Below are 17,231 nucleotides of genomic sequence, written 5' to 3'. Positions count from 1 at the left end.
CCGTTCGGGGTTGGTATGATTGTTCGATCCACTCATCTTTTTGACCGATGTTCGCAAATGAATTCGATCGATACCCTTATTGCGCTGGCCAACCTGCGCGGCAGTCTGGATTTACGTTGCCAGTTCCAGGGTGACTGGGCGCTGGAACACACCCCGGAGAATCTCGGCGTGGCGCCGTACCACATCGTCATTAGCGGAACTTGCCGCGCCGAATTGTCGGGCGGCCAGCACGTGACGCTGGAGGAGGGCGACATCCTGTTGATGCCCGGTGGCGCAACCCATTTGCTGCGCAGCCAGGGTGAGCGGATTCGGCCGGTGCAGCCCACCGTGATCGAAGGCGGTGTACTGCCGGTGTATCGCCTGGGTGGCGAACGGCCGGAAGTGGACATGCTCTGCGGCAACTTTCACTACAACCGCCAATCGTTGTTGCTTGGTGCATTGCCGGAATTTTTGGTGGTGTCCAGCCGCCAGTGGCAGGGCGATGGGCAGTTGGCCGCGTTGATTGCTTTACTGCGCAGCGAGGCGGACGGCCAGCAATTGGGCGCCCGCTCGTTTATCGACGCGCTGTCGCAGGCCTTGTTCACTTTGATCCTGCGTGCCTGGCTGGCTCGCCAGACACCCGTGGCAGGCACCTTCGCTTTGCTCGCCGACAAGCGCCTGAGCAAAGCCTGGCAGGCGATGCTGGCCGAGCCTGGTCAAGAGTGGACGATCGACAGCCTGGCGGCGGCAGCCACCATGTCGCGGGCCACCTTCATGCGCGCGTTTGTAAAAGTGGCGGGCGTGTCGCCGTGGGTGCTGCTGACCCAGCTGCGCATGGAACTGGCCTTCAACCTGCTGCGCCAATCGCGCCTGAGCCTGCTGGATATCGCTGCGCAGGTGGGTTACCAGTCCCAGGCGGCGTTCAGCAAGAAATTCAAGGAAACCTACGGCGAGGCGCCGGGGCGGATGCGGGCTCGTTAGTCGCTACAACACAAAGCAAATGTGGGAGCGCATTCTTCCAGCACTATTTTCTCGCAGGCAACAGCTTCAGCGTGCCACGGGTATTCGCCGTCACTTCTTCATCACTGAAATGCGCCTGCTCGTACCCACCCTCGATATAGGTTTCCGCCTGGTCGCCATAGTGCGAGTCAAACGGCACCCCGCTTTGCCCCACAGGGTTGATGGTCAACGCATGGGCCGGGTCGGCGAAGTCGATCAGGCGCCGGGTCGACGGGCCATAGGTCACGGGCCATGGCGCAGGGCCGATCATGGCCGATTGGTTATTCGGCACTTCGTGGGTACCGGGCGCCGGGAATGGGCCGACGTTGAAAATCTTGTCCAATGGCTTCTGCATGCCCAGCGGATGGCCGTGAGTCAGGGTATGGGCCTTGCCCCATTGCCATTGCGACGGGTCATCGCCAAAGGTGGCGTTGAGGTGAGCCAGGCTGTTGTCCCAGGCGAGCTTGACGGTGTCGGCGCGCTTGCCGTTCCACCAGGGTGAGTCTGGTGAAGCGGCCAGGCGTGGCAGCGCGGCGTCGATCACCCGAGTACCGAGCAGGGTTTTAAACATGGCGTCGCCGAGCTTCGGGTGGAAGGCCGCATCGGTGAGGTTAAACAGGAACTGGTTGAAGAGTGTCGCGCTGGTGGAGTCCAGCGGGTAATCGCCTTTCCAGGCGGCCAACTGTTCTATCAGTTTCAACTGCGCCGGGTCCTTGACCACCTCACGCAGCACCGGCAACAGCGGTGCCAGCAAGCGTGGGCCATAGGCGGTAGTCGTGCCCAGTTGCAAGGCTTGGCTGTTGTTCACGTCCCACTTCACGCTTTTGTCGCTCAACTGCGTGTTCAATTGTTGGCCACGGTCGGCCAGGTTGTAGTAACCGGGGATTTCCATGCCGGTGGGTGACGCCGGCTGGGCATTGGCCGACACCACATAACCCCGCGCCGGGTTTTCTTCCTGAGGGTTGGCGCTGAACGGGTAGAAGCCCAATTTGTCGGCCTGAGTGGTACTGCCGTCGAGAATGAACGCCGGGTTGGCCCCGGCCGGGCGGATCGGCAGTTGCGCGGCCGCCCACCAGCCGATATCACCCTTGGCATTTGCCCACACAATATTCAGGCCCGGTGCCGAAACCTTGGCCGCTGCGGCGCGCACCTTGGCCAGGGTATCGGCGCGGTTGAGCTGGTAGAAACCTTCGAGGATAGGGTTTTCGGTGTCGAGGAACGCCCACCACATGGCAATCGGCGTGCTGCCGGCATTCTCGCCGAGCACGTCATTGATGATCGGACCGTGGGGCGACTGGCGCAGGGTAAAGGTCACCGGTGCCTGGCCCTTGACCGCGATCTGTTGCTCGCTGCTGGTCATGTTGACCCACTGGCCGTGGTACCAGACCTGGTTGGGGTTGTCGGGGTTGACCTTTTCGGCGATCAGGTCGAGGTCATCGTTCTGGAACATGGTCAGGCTCCAGCCGAAATCCAGGTTGTGCCCCAGGAACGCCACCGGCACCAGCGCGTTGTGATAGCCGTAGAGCTCAAAACCCGGTGCAGAGAGCTGTGCTTCGTACCACACCGACGGCACCGAGAAACGGATATGCGGGTCGCCCGCCAGCAAGGGCTTGCCGCTCTTGGTGCGGCTGCCGCTGATGGCCCAGGCATTGCTGCCTTCGAACTGCGGCAAGCCATTCTCGGCCAACGCCCTGTCGCTCAACGAGGCCAGCGCGCCGAGCGTCTGCCAATCACGGGCGGCCAGGTTAAGCGCGCCCTTGGGCTGCCAATCAAGGTCGAAGACTTTCAGGTAGTCGCCCCCCAATTGGTCGCGTACGTAAGTCAGCAACGGCTCGGTACGAAACGCGGCGGCAAAGCTGTAGGCCATGTACCCGGCGACGCTGATGGTGTCCTCAGCGGTGAACCGCCGCTTGGGAATGCCCAGCACGTCAAACTCCATCGGGCTGGGGTGGCTGTCCTGAAATTGATTGATCCCGTCCAGGTAGGCTTGCAGGGCTTTCCAGGCCGGTGAATCGTGGTCCATGTGTTCCACGTAGCTCAAGGCGCGTTCGCGAATGCGCAGGCTGCGAAACAGCTTGTCGGTCTGGAGCATCTTCGGGCCCAGTATCTCGGCCAGTTCGCCACGGGCCAGGCGCCGCATGATTTCCATCTGGAACAGCCGGTCCTGTGCATGCACATAGCCGAGGGCGCGGTACAGATCGGTCTCGTTCTCGGCGCGCAGGTGCGGCACGCCACGGTCGTCATAGCGCACGGTGACCGCGCCTTGCAGGTTGGCGAGTGTTTCGGTGCCCTGGCGGGTGGGTTGCTTACTGTAGACATACCAGCCGGCGCCGGCCATGAGGGCGGCAATCAGGATAGCGAGCACGGTCAGGCTGCGTTTCATGGACGGTCCTTGAGTCATTCACCTTGAAGGTCAACGGAGTCTAATAGGTTTGGCGAGGGCTGAGGGAAATGCTGATATCGCGCACGATGCACCGCAGTGACAGCCGAGGTTCAAGTGGTGAGTGCCCTGACTACGCTACTATTGCGCCGGTCATCTTTGAGCTTTTTTCCATGACTTGCGCCCCGCAACCCCTTCCAGACTCCAGCCGCTCCGAGGCTGCCTACGCGTGCTGCCTGGAAGCGCCGTCGCTGATCAGCCGCTTCTTGCAGCACCCGCCAGTGGGCTTCGATGCGCGCCTGTCCGAGCAGGGCCTGCCGTATTTTTTCACGCCCTTCGACCTGTTGACCACCGCCGACGATGCGTTCGAAAAGCGTGTTCGCAGCTGGCCCGGGTATCGTTTCTGGAACGCCTGGCTGCGTGTCGACAGTTGTTTTGTGGGGACCACGGTCAGTGAATATTCACCACTGCCCCAAGGCGTGTCGCCTCATGACCTAGCGCAGTGGTTGCAGGAGGCGTGCGCGCCGCAGCGCAAGCTCACCATCGTCAAAGACGTACCGTGCAACTCGCCGCTGCTCAGCGAGGCGGATAACCGCTACGCGCAAACCCTGATTGATGAGTGCACCCGGCGCGGTTTCATCAGCGTTGAGGGGCAGGCGCTGGCGTACGTGCCGATCAACTTTGCCACGATCGATGAGTACTTGGCGCGCTTGTCCCACAGCCGTCGCCGCAATATCCGACGCAAACTGCGCAGCCGTGAAGCGCTGCGGGTGGACGTTCTGGACACCGGTGATGCGCGCTTCAATGATGATGCCTGGCTCACGCAGTTATACGGGTTGTACAAGGCGGTGTATGACCAGAGCGAGATCCATTTTGACCTGCTCACCCCTGAGTTTTTCAGCAGCCTTCTGCGGGACGCCGACAGTAACGGGCGCGTGTTCTGCTATTGGCACTGCGACGAACTGATCGGCTACAACCTGTGCTACGTGGAGGGCGACAAGCTGCTCGACAAGTACATCGGCCTTAGCTACCCGCTGGCGTTGGAATTCAACCTGTATTTCGTCAGTTGGTTTGTGAACCTTGAATATGCGCTGGCCAATGGGCTGAAATTTTATGTGGCGGGTTGGACCGACCCGCAGGTCAAGGCCAGCCTGGGCGCCGACTTTACCTTTACCCGCCATCTGGTCTGGGTGCGTAACCCGCTGTTGCGCAAGCTGGGCAACCGGTTCCGTCATCACTTTGAAAGTGATACCCAGTGGCACCAGGAGCACACCGCATGAGCCAGGCCCGACCGCCGCTGATTCTCGATTTCGACCGTGCCGTCAGTGACATTCCTGGCGCAATTACGCTGGCGTTGCAGGCCTGGCAGGAAAAAATCCGTTTCGGCTGCCGCTGGGCACAATTCAAACTGCTGGAAACCGCCCTGCACGCACAAATGCCCAGCGATTACGGCTGTGTATTTACCGGCAGCGGTGACTATCACCACCTCAGCCAGCTGTTGTTGAATCGCCTGCCGACGCAGCAGAAATTCCAGCTGATCATCTGCGACAACCACCCGGATAACATGCGCTACCCGTTCGGTATCCACTGCGGCTCCTGGGTCTACTGGGCCAGCCGCTTGCCGCAGGTCGAGCATGTGCATGTGCTGGGCATCGGTTCGCAGGATATCGGCCTGGGCCACGCCTGGGAGAATCACTGGTCGCCGCTGCTCAAGCGCAAGTTGACCTACTGGAACATCAACGTCGACACGCGCTGGATGAACTGGATCGGTGCCGGGCGCAGCAATCGCGCCTTCAGCAATGCGGATGAATTGATGCGCGCGTTCCTGGCACAGTTTGACCGTTCACTGCCGGTGTACCTGTCCATTGATAAAGATGTGCTGAGCCCGGAAGTGGTGAACACCAACTGGGACCAGGGCGAATTCCTCGAGCAGCATTTGAACGACCTGATCAGTGCCTGCCAGGGCCGAATCATCGGCGCGGACATCACTGGCGATGTGTCGGCCTACCACTATGAAAGCAAGTTCAAACGCTGGTTGAGTGCGTCCGATGGCCAGGAAGAACTGCCTGAGGCCCAGGTGCAGATCTGGCAGCAGCAACAGAACGAGCTGAACAGCCGGCTGGTGGCCCGTATCAATCAGGGTTGGCGACAATAGCTTTTAGCTGGGCGAATACGCTTTCGAAATGTTCATCCGTCAGCCAATGGCTGTTACTGATCGACAGTGTGCGAGTCGCGAACGCCTGGGCTTGGCTGATAGCGCCGCCAGGCTGCAGCAGCGGGGCCACGTGGGGATAGTCCGGCAATGTGTGGATAAACAGACGGGTCACGCCCAGCCCCGAGGTCCACAGCTGCGCCATCGCTGCATCGCGGGCTTGTGCAGACGGCATCATCACCATCAGAAAGGGCCAGGTGCCTTGCTGGCCTGGCCGGTCCATAACGACCGAGACACCGGGCAAGGCATTCAAGCGAGCTGCACGGCGCAAGGCCCGGGCGCGACCTTGCTGCAAGTAATCGGGCAGGCGAGCCAGCGCGGCGGCGCCGACCTTCTGGCGATAGCCGCCGAGGCGGTGCAACGGGATGTCGTTGACTGAAAAGTCATCGCCCACGGCACTCACTTCATCGCCCTGTTCCAACGCTTTGCGCAACGGCTTGCCATACACGTAGTGCAAGCCGCGAGGTTGGTAAAGCAGCGCGTAACCCCACAACTCGGCGCTGCGTTGCAGCTCCCAGCGCAGGCTGAACGGCAGGTCCTGTGCGCATTGGCGGTGCAGCGCCTGATGCAGCACCGGATCGCGGCTGAACAGTACGCCACCTTCGGCCGTCGTCAGGCCTTTGCCCAGCGCCATGCTGAAAAATCCCACATCACCTTTGAGCCCGACGCTGCGGCCGTCGTCGAGTGCGCCCATGGCTTGGGCGGCGTCTTCGATGACCACCGCGCCGACAGAATCGGCAATACGCTTGGCGGTATCGACGTCCGCGACACGCCCGGCCAGATGAGTGACCACCACGGCCAGCGTACTGTCGTCGCACAGCTGCTTCAGGTGCTGTTCATCCAGGTCAATGCTGCCCGGCTGAAAATCGCAGGGCACCACGCGCAACGGCGGGCAGTAATGGGCGGCCAACGCCACCAGCGGGCAGGTGTAGGCCGGCACGATCAGCCGGGTGCGGCCGGGCATGCGTTGCTGCAAGACTCGCAGGGCGATGATCAGCGCAGCGGTGCCGGAGCAGGGCAGCGCCGGCAGTGGAATCGAGAACTGGCGAGCCAGAGACTGGGCCAAATCGCCCGAAAGGTTCAGCAAATCCCGCCAGCTTAACGGCAGGCCAGCGGTGGGCGGGATTTCCCTGGTCATGACGCCAGTGGCTGTGAAGGTTCGGCCTCGACAGTTTTGCTGTCTTTGTCTTCACTGCGTGCGAGACAGAGAATGCCTGCGATGATCAAGGCGCCGCCGATGATTTTGGGCCAGGTCAGGGTGTCATCGAACAACCAGACAGAGATCAGCGTTACGCTGATCAGCTCCAAATGGGACGCCGCAAACGCGGGCCCCACCGGTGCATATTTGAGCAACGTCATCCAGGTGAAGAACGCGCCGATGTAGCCCACGAAGGCACCGTAGATCCATGGTGCGCCAAACACGCGCACCAACCAGGCGGCATCCATCGTCAGGGGTTCGGCATGCACCGAGGCGAATTTGAAACTGACCTGCGCCAACGTGTCGAAAATGATCAGCGCCAGAAAGCCCAGGATATAGAACCGTTTCATTATTCAAACCCCACAACGGTCACGCCACAGGCGATCAGCATGATGCCGATCAACCGCCACTTGCTCAGGCTTTCCTTGAACAGGAAACGCCCGGCAATCATGATCACGACAATATTGATCGAGCCCAGCATCACGCCCACCGACAATGGAACCAGCGTCAGGAATGCCAGCCACAACACAAATTCGAAGACGTAGCAGATCACCCCAAGCCAGATCCAGGGGCGCTTGAGCATGTGCTTCCAGTGAGCCATGCCGTCATGCTCGGCGCTGGCAGAGGCGGCGGCTTTAAACGCCAACTGGCCGGAGGTATCCACGATAACGTTGAGCATCCAGAGGATGATGGTTAACTGGCTCATGTGTTCCTATGCTTACAATCTCACCGAAAACGTACGATACAGCAGCCGGTTCATCGCGGGATTGGAGTTTGCCGGTTGAACAGCCTGTGTTCAGTTTGACGCCTTGCTCCACTCGCAATAGCAGCCCACCGCCAGGGTATGGGTGGCGTCGACTTCGCGCCCGGCCTCAAGTGCTTTCAAAATCGGCTCAATAAAGCTGTTGCCGGAATTACACGTCAGGCCCTCGCTGTACGGCCCGAAATACGCGAGCTTGCCTGTGCGATCCCAAATCCCGACAGCCGGGGTGGCGGGGACCTGATCGGCGCCGGCCAGGCTATTGAGGGTTTTCATCTTGCGCAGGTTGTCAGGCAGTTGGCCGTGGCTGCCGGCTTTTTGCAGGGCATAGAATTCGACGCCTTGGGGCGCGTACTGCTCGATGAGCTCGCCCAGGTGTTGCTGGTTGCCGACGTTGCACGGGCAGGCGGGGTCCCAGAAGTGCACCAGGCGAATCGGACCTGGGCCTGCGAGTTCGGCGGGCAGGCGCAAGGCGTCGCCGGAGAACACGGCCGTGTGTTCGCTGAATGCGCGCAGGTAGCGGCCCTGGAACCAGTCATACGCCGCCCACAGCACGCCGGTGCAGATGATCAGGAGCAGGCTGGCGAACAGGGCGGAACGGTAGGGCTGTCGCATTCAGAACTATCCTCGGAGGTCGCGTAGCTTGCCATGCTTGCCCTGACAGATGAATATCGCAGCTCGATATTCATCTTCACCGTCAGTCTGGAACCCTTTATGCCTGTCAGCTTTGACCCCGATCATCTGCGCGAAAGTTTGCGACCCCTTGTGGATGCGCAACCGCTCAGCGCCGAGGCGCGGGTCTACCAGCGTTTCTATGGGCTGGATTTATCTGCGCGCAAAGTGCCGGCGTTGAGCCGTCTAGGGCGTTTCGACGTGGATGGCTTTGAGGTGGTTGCCCAAGTGTGGTGGCCACCACAGCCGGTGGCGACGATGTTTATGTTCCACGGCTTCTACGACCATATGGGGCTGTACCGCCACGCGGTGGACTGGGCGCTGGACCAAGGGTTTGTGGTGATTGCCTGCGACTTGCCCGGCCATGGTCTGTCCAGTGGCGCACGCGCCAGCATTGATGACTTTTCGGTGTACCAGGACGTGGTGCAGGCTTTGTTCGCCCAGGCCAAGGCGCTGCAACTGCCGCAACCCTGGCACCTGTTCGGGCAAAGCACCGGCGGTGCGGTGGTGGTGGACCATTTGCTCAATCACGGTGCCGCCAGCCCGGCCCAGGGCAAGACGTTTCTACTGTCACCCTTGGTGCGGCCGCGTGCATGGGGTTGGTCGCAGGTCAGTTATTACCTGCTGCGGCCGTTCGTCAAAGGCATCGCCCGGCGGTTCAGCGAGAACACCAACGACCCCCAATTCAAGCCGTTCCTGGAAGCTGACCCCCTGCAGCCACGCCAACTGCCGACTGCCTGGGTGGGCGCGCTGGCGCGCTGGATCAAACGTATCGAAGCCGCACCGCGTAGCCCACGGCAGCCGGTGATCGTGCAGGGCGAGGAAGATATGACGGTGGATTGGCAGCACAACTTGCAGGTGCTGCGGGCTAAGTTCGATCAGCCGGAGGTGTTGATGCTGCCGCGGGGCAGGCATCACTTGGCGAATGAGATTCCGGAGATTCGCCAGGAATACTTCCAGTATTTGACGGACCATCTGAAGTAACACGGACCCAATGTGGGAGCGGGCTTGCTCGCGAAAACCGCCTGTCAGTCAACTAATACAGTGGCTGACACACCGCATTCGCGAGCAAGCCCGCTCCCACATTGGTTACTGCGCCAGGCTGGAAGTGCTTTGACCAACGGCAAGACCTGCGCGAATGGCTGCAAGAGCTGCCTTGTAATACGCCCTGCCTTCCGGCGATTCCGCAAACGTGGCGAATTCTTCCAGCTCCGGGTCGGACAAATCTCGATAGACATACAGCAGGGTGTTATTCAGGTCGTTGCCGATTTGCTGCATCAGCCGCTCGCGCTGACCATTGAGCATGCCCTGGGCCTGGCCGCCACCCAGCAGGCCAGGAATCATCTGGCTCAAGCTGTCGGCGGCAACCCCGGCAATCGCCAGGCTGACTTCCGCCCCCGCCTCGCGTGCCGGCAGGGCCTGAGCCAGGTGCCCGATGATCAGGCTGCGGGTCGCGTCGGCTTCGATGTGTGGCAGGCCTTGCGCGTTTTTTGCCAGCTGGTCACGGCGGGTGGCCAGCAACTCGGCGGCGACAATCTTGCGGCCCAGCGGCGATTGGAAAAACGCCAGGGCAGGTTTCGGGTCCGCGAGGTTTTTGCGCAATTGCGCTTCAGCACGCTTGTCCACGGCCTGCGCCGCAAAACGTGTGTTGCTGTTGTCCACCAGCGCCTGGTACACCGCCGGCGGCAAGCTGTTGCGGTAGCGCTGCTGGGCTGCACTGAGGGCGTCATTGAAATGCGCACGTTGTTCGGCCCAGCCGGCGACCTTGTATAACTGGTCATGGCCGTCTGCCCAAGCGGGCAAAACGCAGAACATCAGCATGGAAAAAAACAAACGACGCATAGGGACTCCTGTCAGTCGGCCACTATTGTCCGTGTCGGGCGTAGGATTTGTCGAGAAATCCTATCAGTCACCTGACTAAAGTGTGTTCAGACGCTCGGCGGCTCTGTCGGATTTACAGGCGTATGGATACTATGCGCGCCATGCAAATACCCCTCGATCATCCGCTGCTGCAACGCATTGTCGACGACCTGGCCGAAAAAGGTTGGTCGCAGCAGAACGGCTTCCTGCCCCAGGCTCTGACCCTGGAACTGGCGGCTGAGTGCCGTAAACGTGCGGCTGAGGGTGAACTGGCGCCCGCAGCGGTGGGGCGCGGCCCGGCCCAGGAGATTCGCGAAGGGATTCGCGGTGACCATATCCAGTGGCTGGAAGAGGGTGATGCCGCCGTCTGCGAGACGTACATGGGCGTGATGGACAGTCTGCGCCAGGCGATGAATCGTGGTCTGTTCCTGGGCCTGGAGGATTTCGAAAGTCACTTTGCGATGTATCCACCGGGGGCGTTTTACCTCAAACATGTGGACCGTTTTCGCGACGACGACCGGCGTATGGTCTCGGCAGTGGTTTACTTGAACGACGCTTGGCTGCCCGAGCAGGGTGGCCAGTTGCGCATGTACCTCAAGGACGGCGTGGAATACGACGTGGTGCCCAGCGGTGGTAGTCTGGTGGTGTTCCTGTCTGGCGAGGTGCCCCACGAAGTCCTGCCCGCAACGCGTGAGCGCCTGTCCCTGACCGGCTGGTTTCGCCGGCGCGGTAACGAGCCGTTTTAAGTATGGAAAAGATTCTGATCAGTCGCTGCCTGCTCGGGCACAAGGTGCGTTACGACGGTGGTGCCAGCGGCACGTTCGATCAATTGGCAGCCTGGCAGGCACAAGGGCGCGTGGTTGCGATCTGCCCCGAAGTGTCGGGCGGTTTGCCTACGCCTCGGCCCTCTGCCGAGATCCCGGGCGGGCAGGGTATCGATGTGTGGGAAGGTCGCGCTCAGGTGCTGACCGCTGAGGGAGAAGACTTCAGCGCCGCCTTTCTCGATGGCGCCCGCCAGGCCTTGGCGCTGGTGCAGCGCCATGACATCCGCATTGCCGTTCTCAAGGCCAATAGCCCGTCTTGCGGGAACCTGCTGACCTATGACGGCACCTTCAGCGGCGTGAAGGTCAGCGGCGAAGGCGTGACGGCGGCATTGCTCAAGCGCCATGGAGTGCGGGTGTTCAGTGAGCTTGAACTGGCCGAAGCGGCAGCTGCTCTGTGCGATAGCTCAACACCTGATGTGTGACTGACACACCGCTATCGCAGGCAACCCAGATCCCACATCGACCGAGTATCTATTCGCCTTTGGTGTTGCCCCCAAACCACTTCTGCGTCAGCGCTTTCAAGCGGCCATCGGCCTTCACGTGCTGCAACGCCTTGTCCAGGCTGCTCTTGAAGGCCGGGTTGCCCTTCTGGAAGGGAATCGCAAGCTCCGGCTTTTGGTGATAAGGCTCGCTGAAATCGAACCGATCACTGAGCTCGGCAGTCATAGCGATATGGTTGATGGCCACGTCGTACTTGCCGGTTTCAACACCTGGCAGCAGGTCGGTGTCGTCGGTGGTGATAAACGAGGGGCGCACGTCCATCTCCTTCGCCAGTTGCTCACCGAGTTCCACTTCAAAACCGGTGAGCTTGTCGCCGTCCTTGAAGTTGAACGGTGGTGTGTTGGCCTCTACGGCGATACGCAATTCGCCGCGATCAAACACATCATCAATCAGTTCGGCGTGAGCCAAAGGGCTCAGAAGGGGCAGCAAAAGTACAAGGCCAGGCGAAAAGCGCATGGTCGCTCCTAAAGAATTCGTCTGTGCGAGGCGCCTTTCAGCATCGCTTTGCTATGGTGTTGAGTGCCTTGGACAGCAATTTGTCGCGAAGTTGTGATAACCCAACAGATTTCCTGGAAAAACTGGAGAAGCGAATGAAAGCTCTATTGTCTCGTGCAACCCTGGCTAGCCTCTTGCTGGGGGCGTCGATGCTGGCCACCGCCGCTGACGGTATTCCGCGCAGTGCTCCACCCGAAGGTGCGAAAGTATTTATTGTGTCGCCTAAAGATGGCGCCACCGTCGATAAAACCTTCACCGTCAAATTCGGAATGGACGGCCTGAAACTGGCCCCGGCCACCAGCCAGGACCCAGGCACCGGCCACCACCACCTGCTGATCGACCAAAAAGAGCTGCCTGACGCCAGCGTGCCGATCCCGGCCACCGACACCGTGATTCACTACGGCAAGGCCCAGACTGAAACCGAGCTGACGCTCACTCCGGGCAAGCACACGCTGCAACTCGTTGCCGGCGACAAACTGCACATGCAGTTCAACCCGACTGTAGCCTCGAAAGTCATCACGGTTAACGTCAAGTAAGATTTGTTCAGATGTAAAAAAGGGAGCCCCGAAAGGCTCCCTTTTTTGTGCGGCGTTTAAAGCGTTAGAACAACACGCGGCTACGAATGGTGCCGTTGATGTGCTGCAGCTTCTCTTGCGCCAGGTCCGAGTACTCGGCGTCTACGTCGATGACCACGTAGCCGACTTTCTCGTTGGTCTGCAGGAACTGACCGGAAATGTTGATGCCGTTTTCTGCGAAGACCTTGTTGATCTCCATCATCACGCCAGGGATGTTCTGGTGGATGTGCAGCAAACGGTGCTTGCCAGGGTGAGCCGGCAGGGCCACTTCCGGGAAGTTGACCGAGGACACCGACGTACCGTTGTCGCTGTACTTGACCAGTTTCTCCGACACTTCCAGGCCGATGTTGGCTTGGGCTTCAGCAGTGGAACCGCCGATGTGTGGAGTCAGGATCACGTTGTCCAGGCCACGCAGCGGGCTTTCGAAGATGTCGTCGTTAGAGCGTGGCTCTACCGGGAACACGTCGATAGCGGCGCCGATCAGGTGCTTGTCCTTGATCGCGTCGGCCAGTGCGTCCAACTCGACCACGGTGCCGCGTGCAGCGTTGATCAGGATGCCGCCTTTCTTGATCGCGCGGATTTCCTTCTCGCCGATCATCCACTGGGTCTCAGCGGTTTCCGGAACGTGCAGGGTGACGATGTCGGACATGCCCAGCAGTTCGGTCAGGCTCGACACCTGAGTGGCGTTGCCCAGTGGCAGTTTGGTCAGGGTGTCGTAGAAGAACACCTGCATGCCCAGGCCTTCAGCCAGTACCGACAACTGCGTACCGATCGAGCCGTAACCGACGATACCCAGCTTTTTGCCGCGGATTTCGAAGGAGTTGGCCGCGCTTTTGATCCAGCCGCCACGGTGGCAGGAAGCGTTCTTCTCTGGGATGCCGCGCAGCAGCAGGATGGCCTCGGCCAGCACCAGTTCCGCCACGGAACGGGTGTTGGAGTACGGTGCGTTGAACACCGCGATGCCGCGCTCGCGCGCTGCGTTGAGGTCGACCTGGTTGGTGCCGATGCAGAAACAGCCGACGGCCACCAATTTCTTGGCGTGGTCGAAGATCTCTTCGGTCAACTGAGTGCGGGAGCGAATGCCGATAAAGTGCGCGTCGGCGATCTTTTCCTTTAACTGGGCTTCCGGCAGAGAACTGGTGATGTACTCAATGCTGGAGTACCCAGCGGCTTTCAGTACGTCGACAGCCGATGGGTGGACGCCTTCCAGAAGAAGGAACTTGATCTTGCTCTTATCGAGAGAAGTCTTGCTCATCTGCGTAAACCTGTATCCCGGAGAAAAATGGCAGGGAATCGAGCAGTTAGTGCCCTGAACCAGTGCACAAGAGCTGACCCGGACGGCAGGAAAGCCGTCACCGCAGAAACGCCTTTGGGCTCTGTCCTGCGGGGGCGGTATGCTAGCATACGCGCCCCGCTAAACACCTATTCCTGCGACGTGAAGCGTTCTCAGGATGACCATGAATTGTTCGAGAGTTCTGTCGATGACCCATCCTGCCCTGATTGATGAGCTAAAGACCCTGGTTGAGCCCGGCAAAGTGCTGACCGATGCAGACTCCCTGGAGGCTTACGGCAAGGATTGGACCAAGCACTTCGCACCAGCACCGTCTGCCATCGTCTTTCCCAAGACCATCGAACAGGTGCAAGCCATCGTCCGTTGGGCCAATGAACACAAGGTGGCGCTGGTGCCATCCGGTGGTCGTACCGGCTTGTCGGCTGCTGCCGTTGCGGCCAATGGCGAGGTGGTGGTGTCGTTCGACTACATGAACCAGATCCTCGACGTGAACCTCACCGACCGCACCGCCAGGTGCCAGCCGGGCGTGGTCACCAAGCAATTGCAGAACGTCGCCGAAGAAAAAGGCCTGTACTACCCGGTGGACTTCGCTTCGTCCGGTTCGAGCCAGATTGGCGGCAACATCGGCACCAATGCCGGCGGGATCAAAGTGATTCGCTACGGCATGACCCGCAACTGGGTCGCCGGCATGAAAGTCGTCACCGGCAAAGGTGACGTACTGGAGCTGAACCGCGACCTGATCAAGAACGCCACCGGTTACGACATGCGCCAGCTGTTTATCGGTGCCGAAGGTACGTTGGGTTTTGTGGTGGAAGCCACCATGCGCCTGGACCGTGCGCCGAAAAACCTCACTGCCATGGTGCTTGGCACCACTGACTTCGACTCGATCATGCCGGTGCTGCACGCGTTCCAAAGCAAGCTGGACCTGACCGCCTTCGAATTCTTCTCCGACAAGGCCCTGGCCAAAGTCATGGGCCGTGGCGACGTACCGGCACCGTTCGAAACCGAATGCCCGTTCTACGCGCTGCTGGAATTCGAAGCCACCACCGAAGAAGTCGCCAACCACGCCCTGGAAACCTTCGAGCACTGCGTTGAGCAGGGCTGGGTGCTGGACGGCGTGATGAGCCAGAGCGAAACCCAACTGCACAACCTGTGGAAACTGCGCGAGTACATCTCCGAGACCATTTCCCACTGGACGCCCTACAAGAACGACATCTCCGTGACCGTTTCCAAAGTCCCGGCGTTCTTGAAGGAAATTGACGCGATCGTCGGTGAGCATTACCCGGACTTCGAAATTGTCTGGTTCGGCCACATCGGCGACGGCAACCTGCACCTGAACATCCTCAAGCCGGAAAACCTGAGCAAGGACGAGTTCTTCGCCAAGTGCGCCACCGTCAACAAGTGGGTGTTCGAGACCGTCGAGAAGTACAACGGCTCGATCTCCGCCGAACACGGCGTGGGCATGACCAAGCGCGATTACCTGACCTACAGCCGCTCGCCGGTTGAAATTGAATACATGAAGGCAGTCAAAGCGGTGTTCGACCCTAACGGGATCATGAACCCTGGCAAGATCTTCGCTGTTTAACCGTCCCTGAAGGAGTCGTTTCATGAGCTACCAGCACAAGTACATCGACGGCACCAACATCCACTTTCCCCTGGGTAAAGTGGTGTGCATCGGGCGTAACTACGCCGAACATGCCAAGGAACTGGACAACCCGGTCCCGACCGAGCCCCTGCTGTTCATCAAGCCGGGCAGTTGCGTGGTAGCACTGGAAGGCGGTTTCGCCATCCCTACCGAGCGCGGCTCGGTGCACTACGAAGCGGAAATCGCGGTACTGATCGGCAAACCGTTGTCGGCCAAGCCGAGCCGTGAAGAAGTGCTGGACGCCATCTCCGGCTTCGCCCCGGCACTGGATTTGACTCTGCGCGACAAACAGGCCGAATTGAAAGCCAAAGGCCTGCCGTGGGAAATCGCCAAGTCGTTCGACGGCGCGGCGGTGATCGCACCGTTTGTGGTGAGCAGCACCTTTGCGGACGTGACCGACATCGGCATTCGCCTGACCATCAACGGCGAAGTGCGCCAGGACGGCAACAGCGCGCAGATGCTCAACCCGATCATCCCGATGATCCAGCACATGGCCGGCTGCTTCTCGCTGCAGGCGGGTGACGTGATTCTCACCGGCACCCCGGCCGGTGTGGGCCCGTTGAATGTGGGCGATGAGCTGGTGTTGGAGCTGGCGGGCGTGAGCCGCTTCGAAAGCAGCGTTCGCTAAGAACCCGGCCAAACGCGGTCAAAAATGTGCGAGCGGGCTTGCTCGCGAATGCGGTGTACCAGTCAACACATTCGGTGACTGACACGCTGCATTCGCGAGCAAGCCCGCTCCCATTTGATTGCGTACATCATTAGCAGAATCGAAGGGTTTTGCATTTTTTTCACACGCCATCCGGATAATCCACAGGCTCCTGCGCGCGGGCCCGTCGATCCTGTGCTATCACCTAAAGCTGACTTTCTGGAAAAGCGCTCAATGGCCGTGCTCCTGCCTTCCGTTAAATCCAAACCCCGTTCACGTTTTGCCCTGCGCTGGTATTCCTGGCTGTTCCTGGTCGCGGTAATTGTGTATGGCGTTGCCTGGGCGATGCATTGGGATGATCGCGGCGTATTGTGGGTGGCGGAGCGTTTTGAAACGCCGGCTGAGCGACAAGCGAGCGTGTGGCTGCCGGACTACCGTGCGGTTATCGACGCCAAATTGCTGCCCGGTATGGAGAAGGACGAGGCTTCGGACGTTTCCTATAACCCGCAGACCAAAACCCTGTTTTCTGTGATGGGCAAAAACCCGTTCCTCGTGGAGCTGAGCCTGCAAGGCGACGTGCTGCGCAAAATGCCGCTCAACGGCTGGAATAACCCGGAAGGTGTGACAGTCATGGAGAACGGCCAGATGGCCATTGTCGATGAACGCATGCACACCCTGACCGTGGTCAGCGTTGACGCCAGCACCCAGCAACTGAATTTCGCGGACTTCAAGACTTACGACCTGGGCCCGTCCAAGGATCAGAACAAAGCCTTTGAAGGCGTGACCTGGGACAAACGCAACCAGCACATCGTACTCGGCGAAGAGCGCCCGCCGGCGCTGTTCACCTGGAAAAGCGATGGCAGCACGCTGACCGGCGACAAGCAAAAGATCGCCAGCACCGCGCTGGACGTGCGCAACATCTCGGCCCTGGCCGTCGACCCGCGTACCGGGCACTTGCTGGTGTTGTCGGCCGACTCCCACCTGCTGCTGGAGTTGGATGAGAAGGGCGAGCAAGTCAGCTTCATCACCCTGCTTGGCGGCTTCAATGGTCTCAAACACACCATTCCCCGGGCGGAAGGCGTGACCATGGACGAGAACGGCACGTTGTATATGGTCAGTGAGCCGAACCTGTTCTATCGCTTCGAAAAACAGAAATAACCGACGATTGCGTCGGTTACCGCTCTATAAGCGGCA

The 17,231-nt window shown here is 60.1% G+C and carries 18 protein-coding genes; 10 read left to right on the top strand and 8 right to left on the bottom strand.

Annotated features, from left to right (window positions below; all coding sequences use genetic code 11):
• Positions 1–57 precede the first annotated feature (57 nt).
• Entirely contained in the window at positions 58–960 is a 903-nt protein-coding gene (locus A7D21_RS03980) for an AraC family transcriptional regulator (protein WP_053258544.1), read from the top strand.
• Positions 961–1,003: 43 nt separating this feature from the next.
• On the opposite strand, the gene A7D21_RS03975 is transcribed toward A7D21_RS03980, so the two are convergent.
• Positions 1,004–3,361, bottom strand: a complete 2,358-nt coding sequence (locus A7D21_RS03975; RefSeq protein ID WP_069551124.1) for a penicillin acylase family protein — start codon at positions 3,359–3,361, stop codon at positions 1,004–1,006.
• Between the two features lie 170 nt (positions 3,362–3,531).
• Here A7D21_RS03975 and A7D21_RS03970 point away from each other — a divergent pair, with 170 nt between their 5' ends.
• Together A7D21_RS03970 and A7D21_RS03965 are read left to right on the top strand one after the other, a co-directional pair.
• A complete protein-coding gene (locus A7D21_RS03970) occupies positions 3,532–4,638 on the top strand; it encodes a GNAT family N-acetyltransferase (protein ID WP_069551123.1) in 1,107 nt (368 codons plus the stop codon).
• A complete protein-coding gene (locus tag A7D21_RS03965; RefSeq protein WP_069551122.1) occupies positions 4,635–5,513 on the top strand; it encodes a hypothetical protein in 879 nt (292 codons plus the stop codon). Before A7D21_RS03970 ends, A7D21_RS03965 begins: the two co-directional genes overlap by 4 nt.
• Here the strand turns inward: A7D21_RS03965 and A7D21_RS03960 are convergent.
• The 4 genes from A7D21_RS03960 to A7D21_RS03945 form a co-directional block, all read right to left on the bottom strand.
• Positions 5,491–6,708: a DegT/DnrJ/EryC1/StrS family aminotransferase gene (locus A7D21_RS03960; protein ID WP_069551121.1), complete on the bottom strand. Its 1,218-nt coding sequence runs from the start codon at positions 6,706–6,708 to the stop codon at positions 5,491–5,493. The genes A7D21_RS03965 and A7D21_RS03960 overlap by 23 nt on opposite strands.
• Positions 6,705–7,118: a multidrug efflux SMR transporter gene (locus tag A7D21_RS03955; protein WP_053258539.1), complete on the bottom strand. Its 414-nt coding sequence runs from the start codon at positions 7,116–7,118 to the stop codon at positions 6,705–6,707. The genes A7D21_RS03960 and A7D21_RS03955 overlap by 4 nt, the downstream gene beginning before the upstream one ends.
• The gene (locus A7D21_RS03950) at positions 7,118–7,474 is read right to left on the bottom strand and encodes an EamA family transporter (RefSeq protein ID WP_053258538.1); all 357 of its coding nucleotides are present in this window, start codon (positions 7,472–7,474) and stop codon (positions 7,118–7,120) included. Before A7D21_RS03950 ends, A7D21_RS03955 begins: the two co-directional genes overlap by 1 nt.
• Positions 7,475–7,564: 90 nt before the next feature.
• A complete protein-coding gene (locus A7D21_RS03945; protein ID WP_053258537.1) occupies positions 7,565–8,143 on the bottom strand; it encodes a DUF6436 domain-containing protein in 579 nt (192 codons plus the stop codon).
• Between the two features lie 99 nt (positions 8,144–8,242).
• On the opposite strand from A7D21_RS03945, the gene A7D21_RS03940 reads away from it, so the two are divergent.
• Complete coding sequence (locus A7D21_RS03940) at positions 8,243–9,184, top strand: alpha/beta hydrolase (RefSeq protein WP_069551191.1); 942 nt, start codon at positions 8,243–8,245, stop codon at positions 9,182–9,184.
• A gap of 105 nt (positions 9,185–9,289) precedes the next feature.
• Here A7D21_RS03940 and A7D21_RS03935 read toward each other — a convergent pair whose 3' ends face one another.
• Positions 9,290–10,042 carry a DUF2059 domain-containing protein gene (locus tag A7D21_RS03935; RefSeq protein WP_053258536.1) on the bottom strand — a complete coding sequence of 251 codons (753 nt, stop codon included), beginning with the start codon at positions 10,040–10,042 and terminating at the stop codon, positions 9,290–9,292.
• Between the two features lie 131 nt (positions 10,043–10,173).
• Here A7D21_RS03935 and A7D21_RS03930 point away from each other — a divergent pair, with 131 nt between their 5' ends.
• A complete protein-coding gene (locus A7D21_RS03930; RefSeq protein WP_053258535.1) occupies positions 10,174–10,806 on the top strand; it encodes a 2OG-Fe(II) oxygenase in 633 nt (210 codons plus the stop codon).
• 2 nt (positions 10,807–10,808) lie between these two features.
• On the top strand, positions 10,809–11,306 hold the full coding sequence (locus A7D21_RS03925; protein ID WP_069551120.1) for a DUF523 domain-containing protein: 498 nt from the start codon (positions 10,809–10,811) through the stop codon (positions 11,304–11,306).
• A gap of 49 nt (positions 11,307–11,355) precedes the next feature.
• Here A7D21_RS03925 and A7D21_RS03920 read toward each other — a convergent pair whose 3' ends face one another.
• Positions 11,356–11,841: a transporter substrate-binding domain-containing protein gene (locus A7D21_RS03920; protein WP_053258533.1), complete on the bottom strand. Its 486-nt coding sequence runs from the start codon at positions 11,839–11,841 to the stop codon at positions 11,356–11,358.
• Positions 11,842–11,975: 134 nt separating this feature from the next.
• Here A7D21_RS03920 and A7D21_RS03915 point away from each other — a divergent pair, with 134 nt between their 5' ends.
• Positions 11,976–12,416 (top strand): DUF4399 domain-containing protein, encoded by a 441-nt coding sequence (locus A7D21_RS03915; protein WP_053258532.1) that lies wholly within the window; start codon positions 11,976–11,978, stop codon positions 12,414–12,416.
• A 64-nt stretch (positions 12,417–12,480) separates the two neighbouring features.
• On the opposite strand, the gene serA is transcribed toward A7D21_RS03915, so the two are convergent.
• Positions 12,481–13,710, bottom strand: a complete 1,230-nt coding sequence (gene serA, locus A7D21_RS03910) for a phosphoglycerate dehydrogenase (RefSeq protein ID WP_010167810.1) — start codon at positions 13,708–13,710, stop codon at positions 12,481–12,483.
• Between the two features lie 226 nt (positions 13,711–13,936).
• Here serA and A7D21_RS03905 point away from each other — a divergent pair, with 226 nt between their 5' ends.
• From A7D21_RS03905 to A7D21_RS03895, 3 genes are all read left to right on the top strand, one after another.
• Positions 13,937–15,331 carry an FAD-binding oxidoreductase gene (locus A7D21_RS03905; RefSeq protein WP_053258531.1) on the top strand — a complete coding sequence of 465 codons (1,395 nt, stop codon included), beginning with the start codon at positions 13,937–13,939 and terminating at the stop codon, positions 15,329–15,331.
• Between the two features lie 22 nt (positions 15,332–15,353).
• The gene (locus tag A7D21_RS03900) at positions 15,354–16,019 is read left to right on the top strand and encodes a fumarylacetoacetate hydrolase family protein (RefSeq protein ID WP_053258530.1); all 666 of its coding nucleotides are present in this window, start codon (positions 15,354–15,356) and stop codon (positions 16,017–16,019) included.
• 252 nt (positions 16,020–16,271) lie between these two features.
• On the top strand, positions 16,272–17,195 hold the full coding sequence (locus tag A7D21_RS03895) for an SdiA-regulated domain-containing protein (protein WP_053258529.1): 924 nt from the start codon (positions 16,272–16,274) through the stop codon (positions 17,193–17,195).
• The last annotated feature ends 36 nt before the right edge of the window (positions 17,196–17,231 follow it).

It is taken from the genome of Pseudomonas sp. AP19, from assembly GCF_001728855.1.
GTDB classification, from domain to species: domain Bacteria; phylum Pseudomonadota; class Gammaproteobacteria; order Pseudomonadales; family Pseudomonadaceae; genus Aquipseudomonas; species Aquipseudomonas fluorescens.
This window is presented reverse-complemented; position numbering and strand designations above follow the sequence as displayed.

What these genes read in the sequence shown, in the direction of transcription:
- A7D21_RS03980 (WP_053258544.1), top strand. Translation starts at nt 58, where the DNA reads ATGAATTCGATCGATACCCTTATTGCGCTGGCCAACCTGCGCGGCAGT.
- A7D21_RS03975 (WP_069551124.1), bottom strand. Translation starts at nt 3,361, where the DNA reads ATGAAACGCAGCCTGACCGTGCTCGCTATCCTGATTGCCGCCCTCATG.
- A7D21_RS03970 (WP_069551123.1), top strand. Translation starts at nt 3,532, where the DNA reads ATGACTTGCGCCCCGCAACCCCTTCCAGACTCCAGCCGCTCCGAGGCT.
- A7D21_RS03965 (WP_069551122.1), top strand. Translation starts at nt 4,635, where the DNA reads ATGAGCCAGGCCCGACCGCCGCTGATTCTCGATTTCGACCGTGCCGTC.
- A7D21_RS03960 (WP_069551121.1), bottom strand. Translation starts at nt 6,708, where the DNA reads ATGACCAGGGAAATCCCGCCCACCGCTGGCCTGCCGTTAAGCTGGCGG.
- A7D21_RS03955 (WP_053258539.1), bottom strand. Translation starts at nt 7,118, where the DNA reads ATGAAACGGTTCTATATCCTGGGCTTTCTGGCGCTGATCATTTTCGAC.
- A7D21_RS03950 (WP_053258538.1), bottom strand. Translation starts at nt 7,474, where the DNA reads ATGAGCCAGTTAACCATCATCCTCTGGATGCTCAACGTTATCGTGGAT.
- A7D21_RS03945 (WP_053258537.1), bottom strand. Translation starts at nt 8,143, where the DNA reads ATGCGACAGCCCTACCGTTCCGCCCTGTTCGCCAGCCTGCTCCTGATC.
- A7D21_RS03940 (WP_069551191.1), top strand. Translation starts at nt 8,243, where the DNA reads ATGCCTGTCAGCTTTGACCCCGATCATCTGCGCGAAAGTTTGCGACCC.
- A7D21_RS03935 (WP_053258536.1), bottom strand. Translation starts at nt 10,042, where the DNA reads ATGCGTCGTTTGTTTTTTTCCATGCTGATGTTCTGCGTTTTGCCCGCT.
- A7D21_RS03930 (WP_053258535.1), top strand. Translation starts at nt 10,174, where the DNA reads ATGCGCGCCATGCAAATACCCCTCGATCATCCGCTGCTGCAACGCATT.
- A7D21_RS03925 (WP_069551120.1), top strand. Translation starts at nt 10,809, where the DNA reads ATGGAAAAGATTCTGATCAGTCGCTGCCTGCTCGGGCACAAGGTGCGT.
- A7D21_RS03920 (WP_053258533.1), bottom strand. Translation starts at nt 11,841, where the DNA reads ATGCGCTTTTCGCCTGGCCTTGTACTTTTGCTGCCCCTTCTGAGCCCT.
- A7D21_RS03915 (WP_053258532.1), top strand. Translation starts at nt 11,976, where the DNA reads ATGAAAGCTCTATTGTCTCGTGCAACCCTGGCTAGCCTCTTGCTGGGG.
- serA (WP_010167810.1), bottom strand. Translation starts at nt 13,710, where the DNA reads ATGAGCAAGACTTCTCTCGATAAGAGCAAGATCAAGTTCCTTCTTCTG.
- A7D21_RS03905 (WP_053258531.1), top strand. Translation starts at nt 13,937, where the DNA reads ATGACCCATCCTGCCCTGATTGATGAGCTAAAGACCCTGGTTGAGCCC.
- A7D21_RS03900 (WP_053258530.1), top strand. Translation starts at nt 15,354, where the DNA reads ATGAGCTACCAGCACAAGTACATCGACGGCACCAACATCCACTTTCCC.
- A7D21_RS03895 (WP_053258529.1), top strand. Translation starts at nt 16,272, where the DNA reads ATGGCCGTGCTCCTGCCTTCCGTTAAATCCAAACCCCGTTCACGTTTT.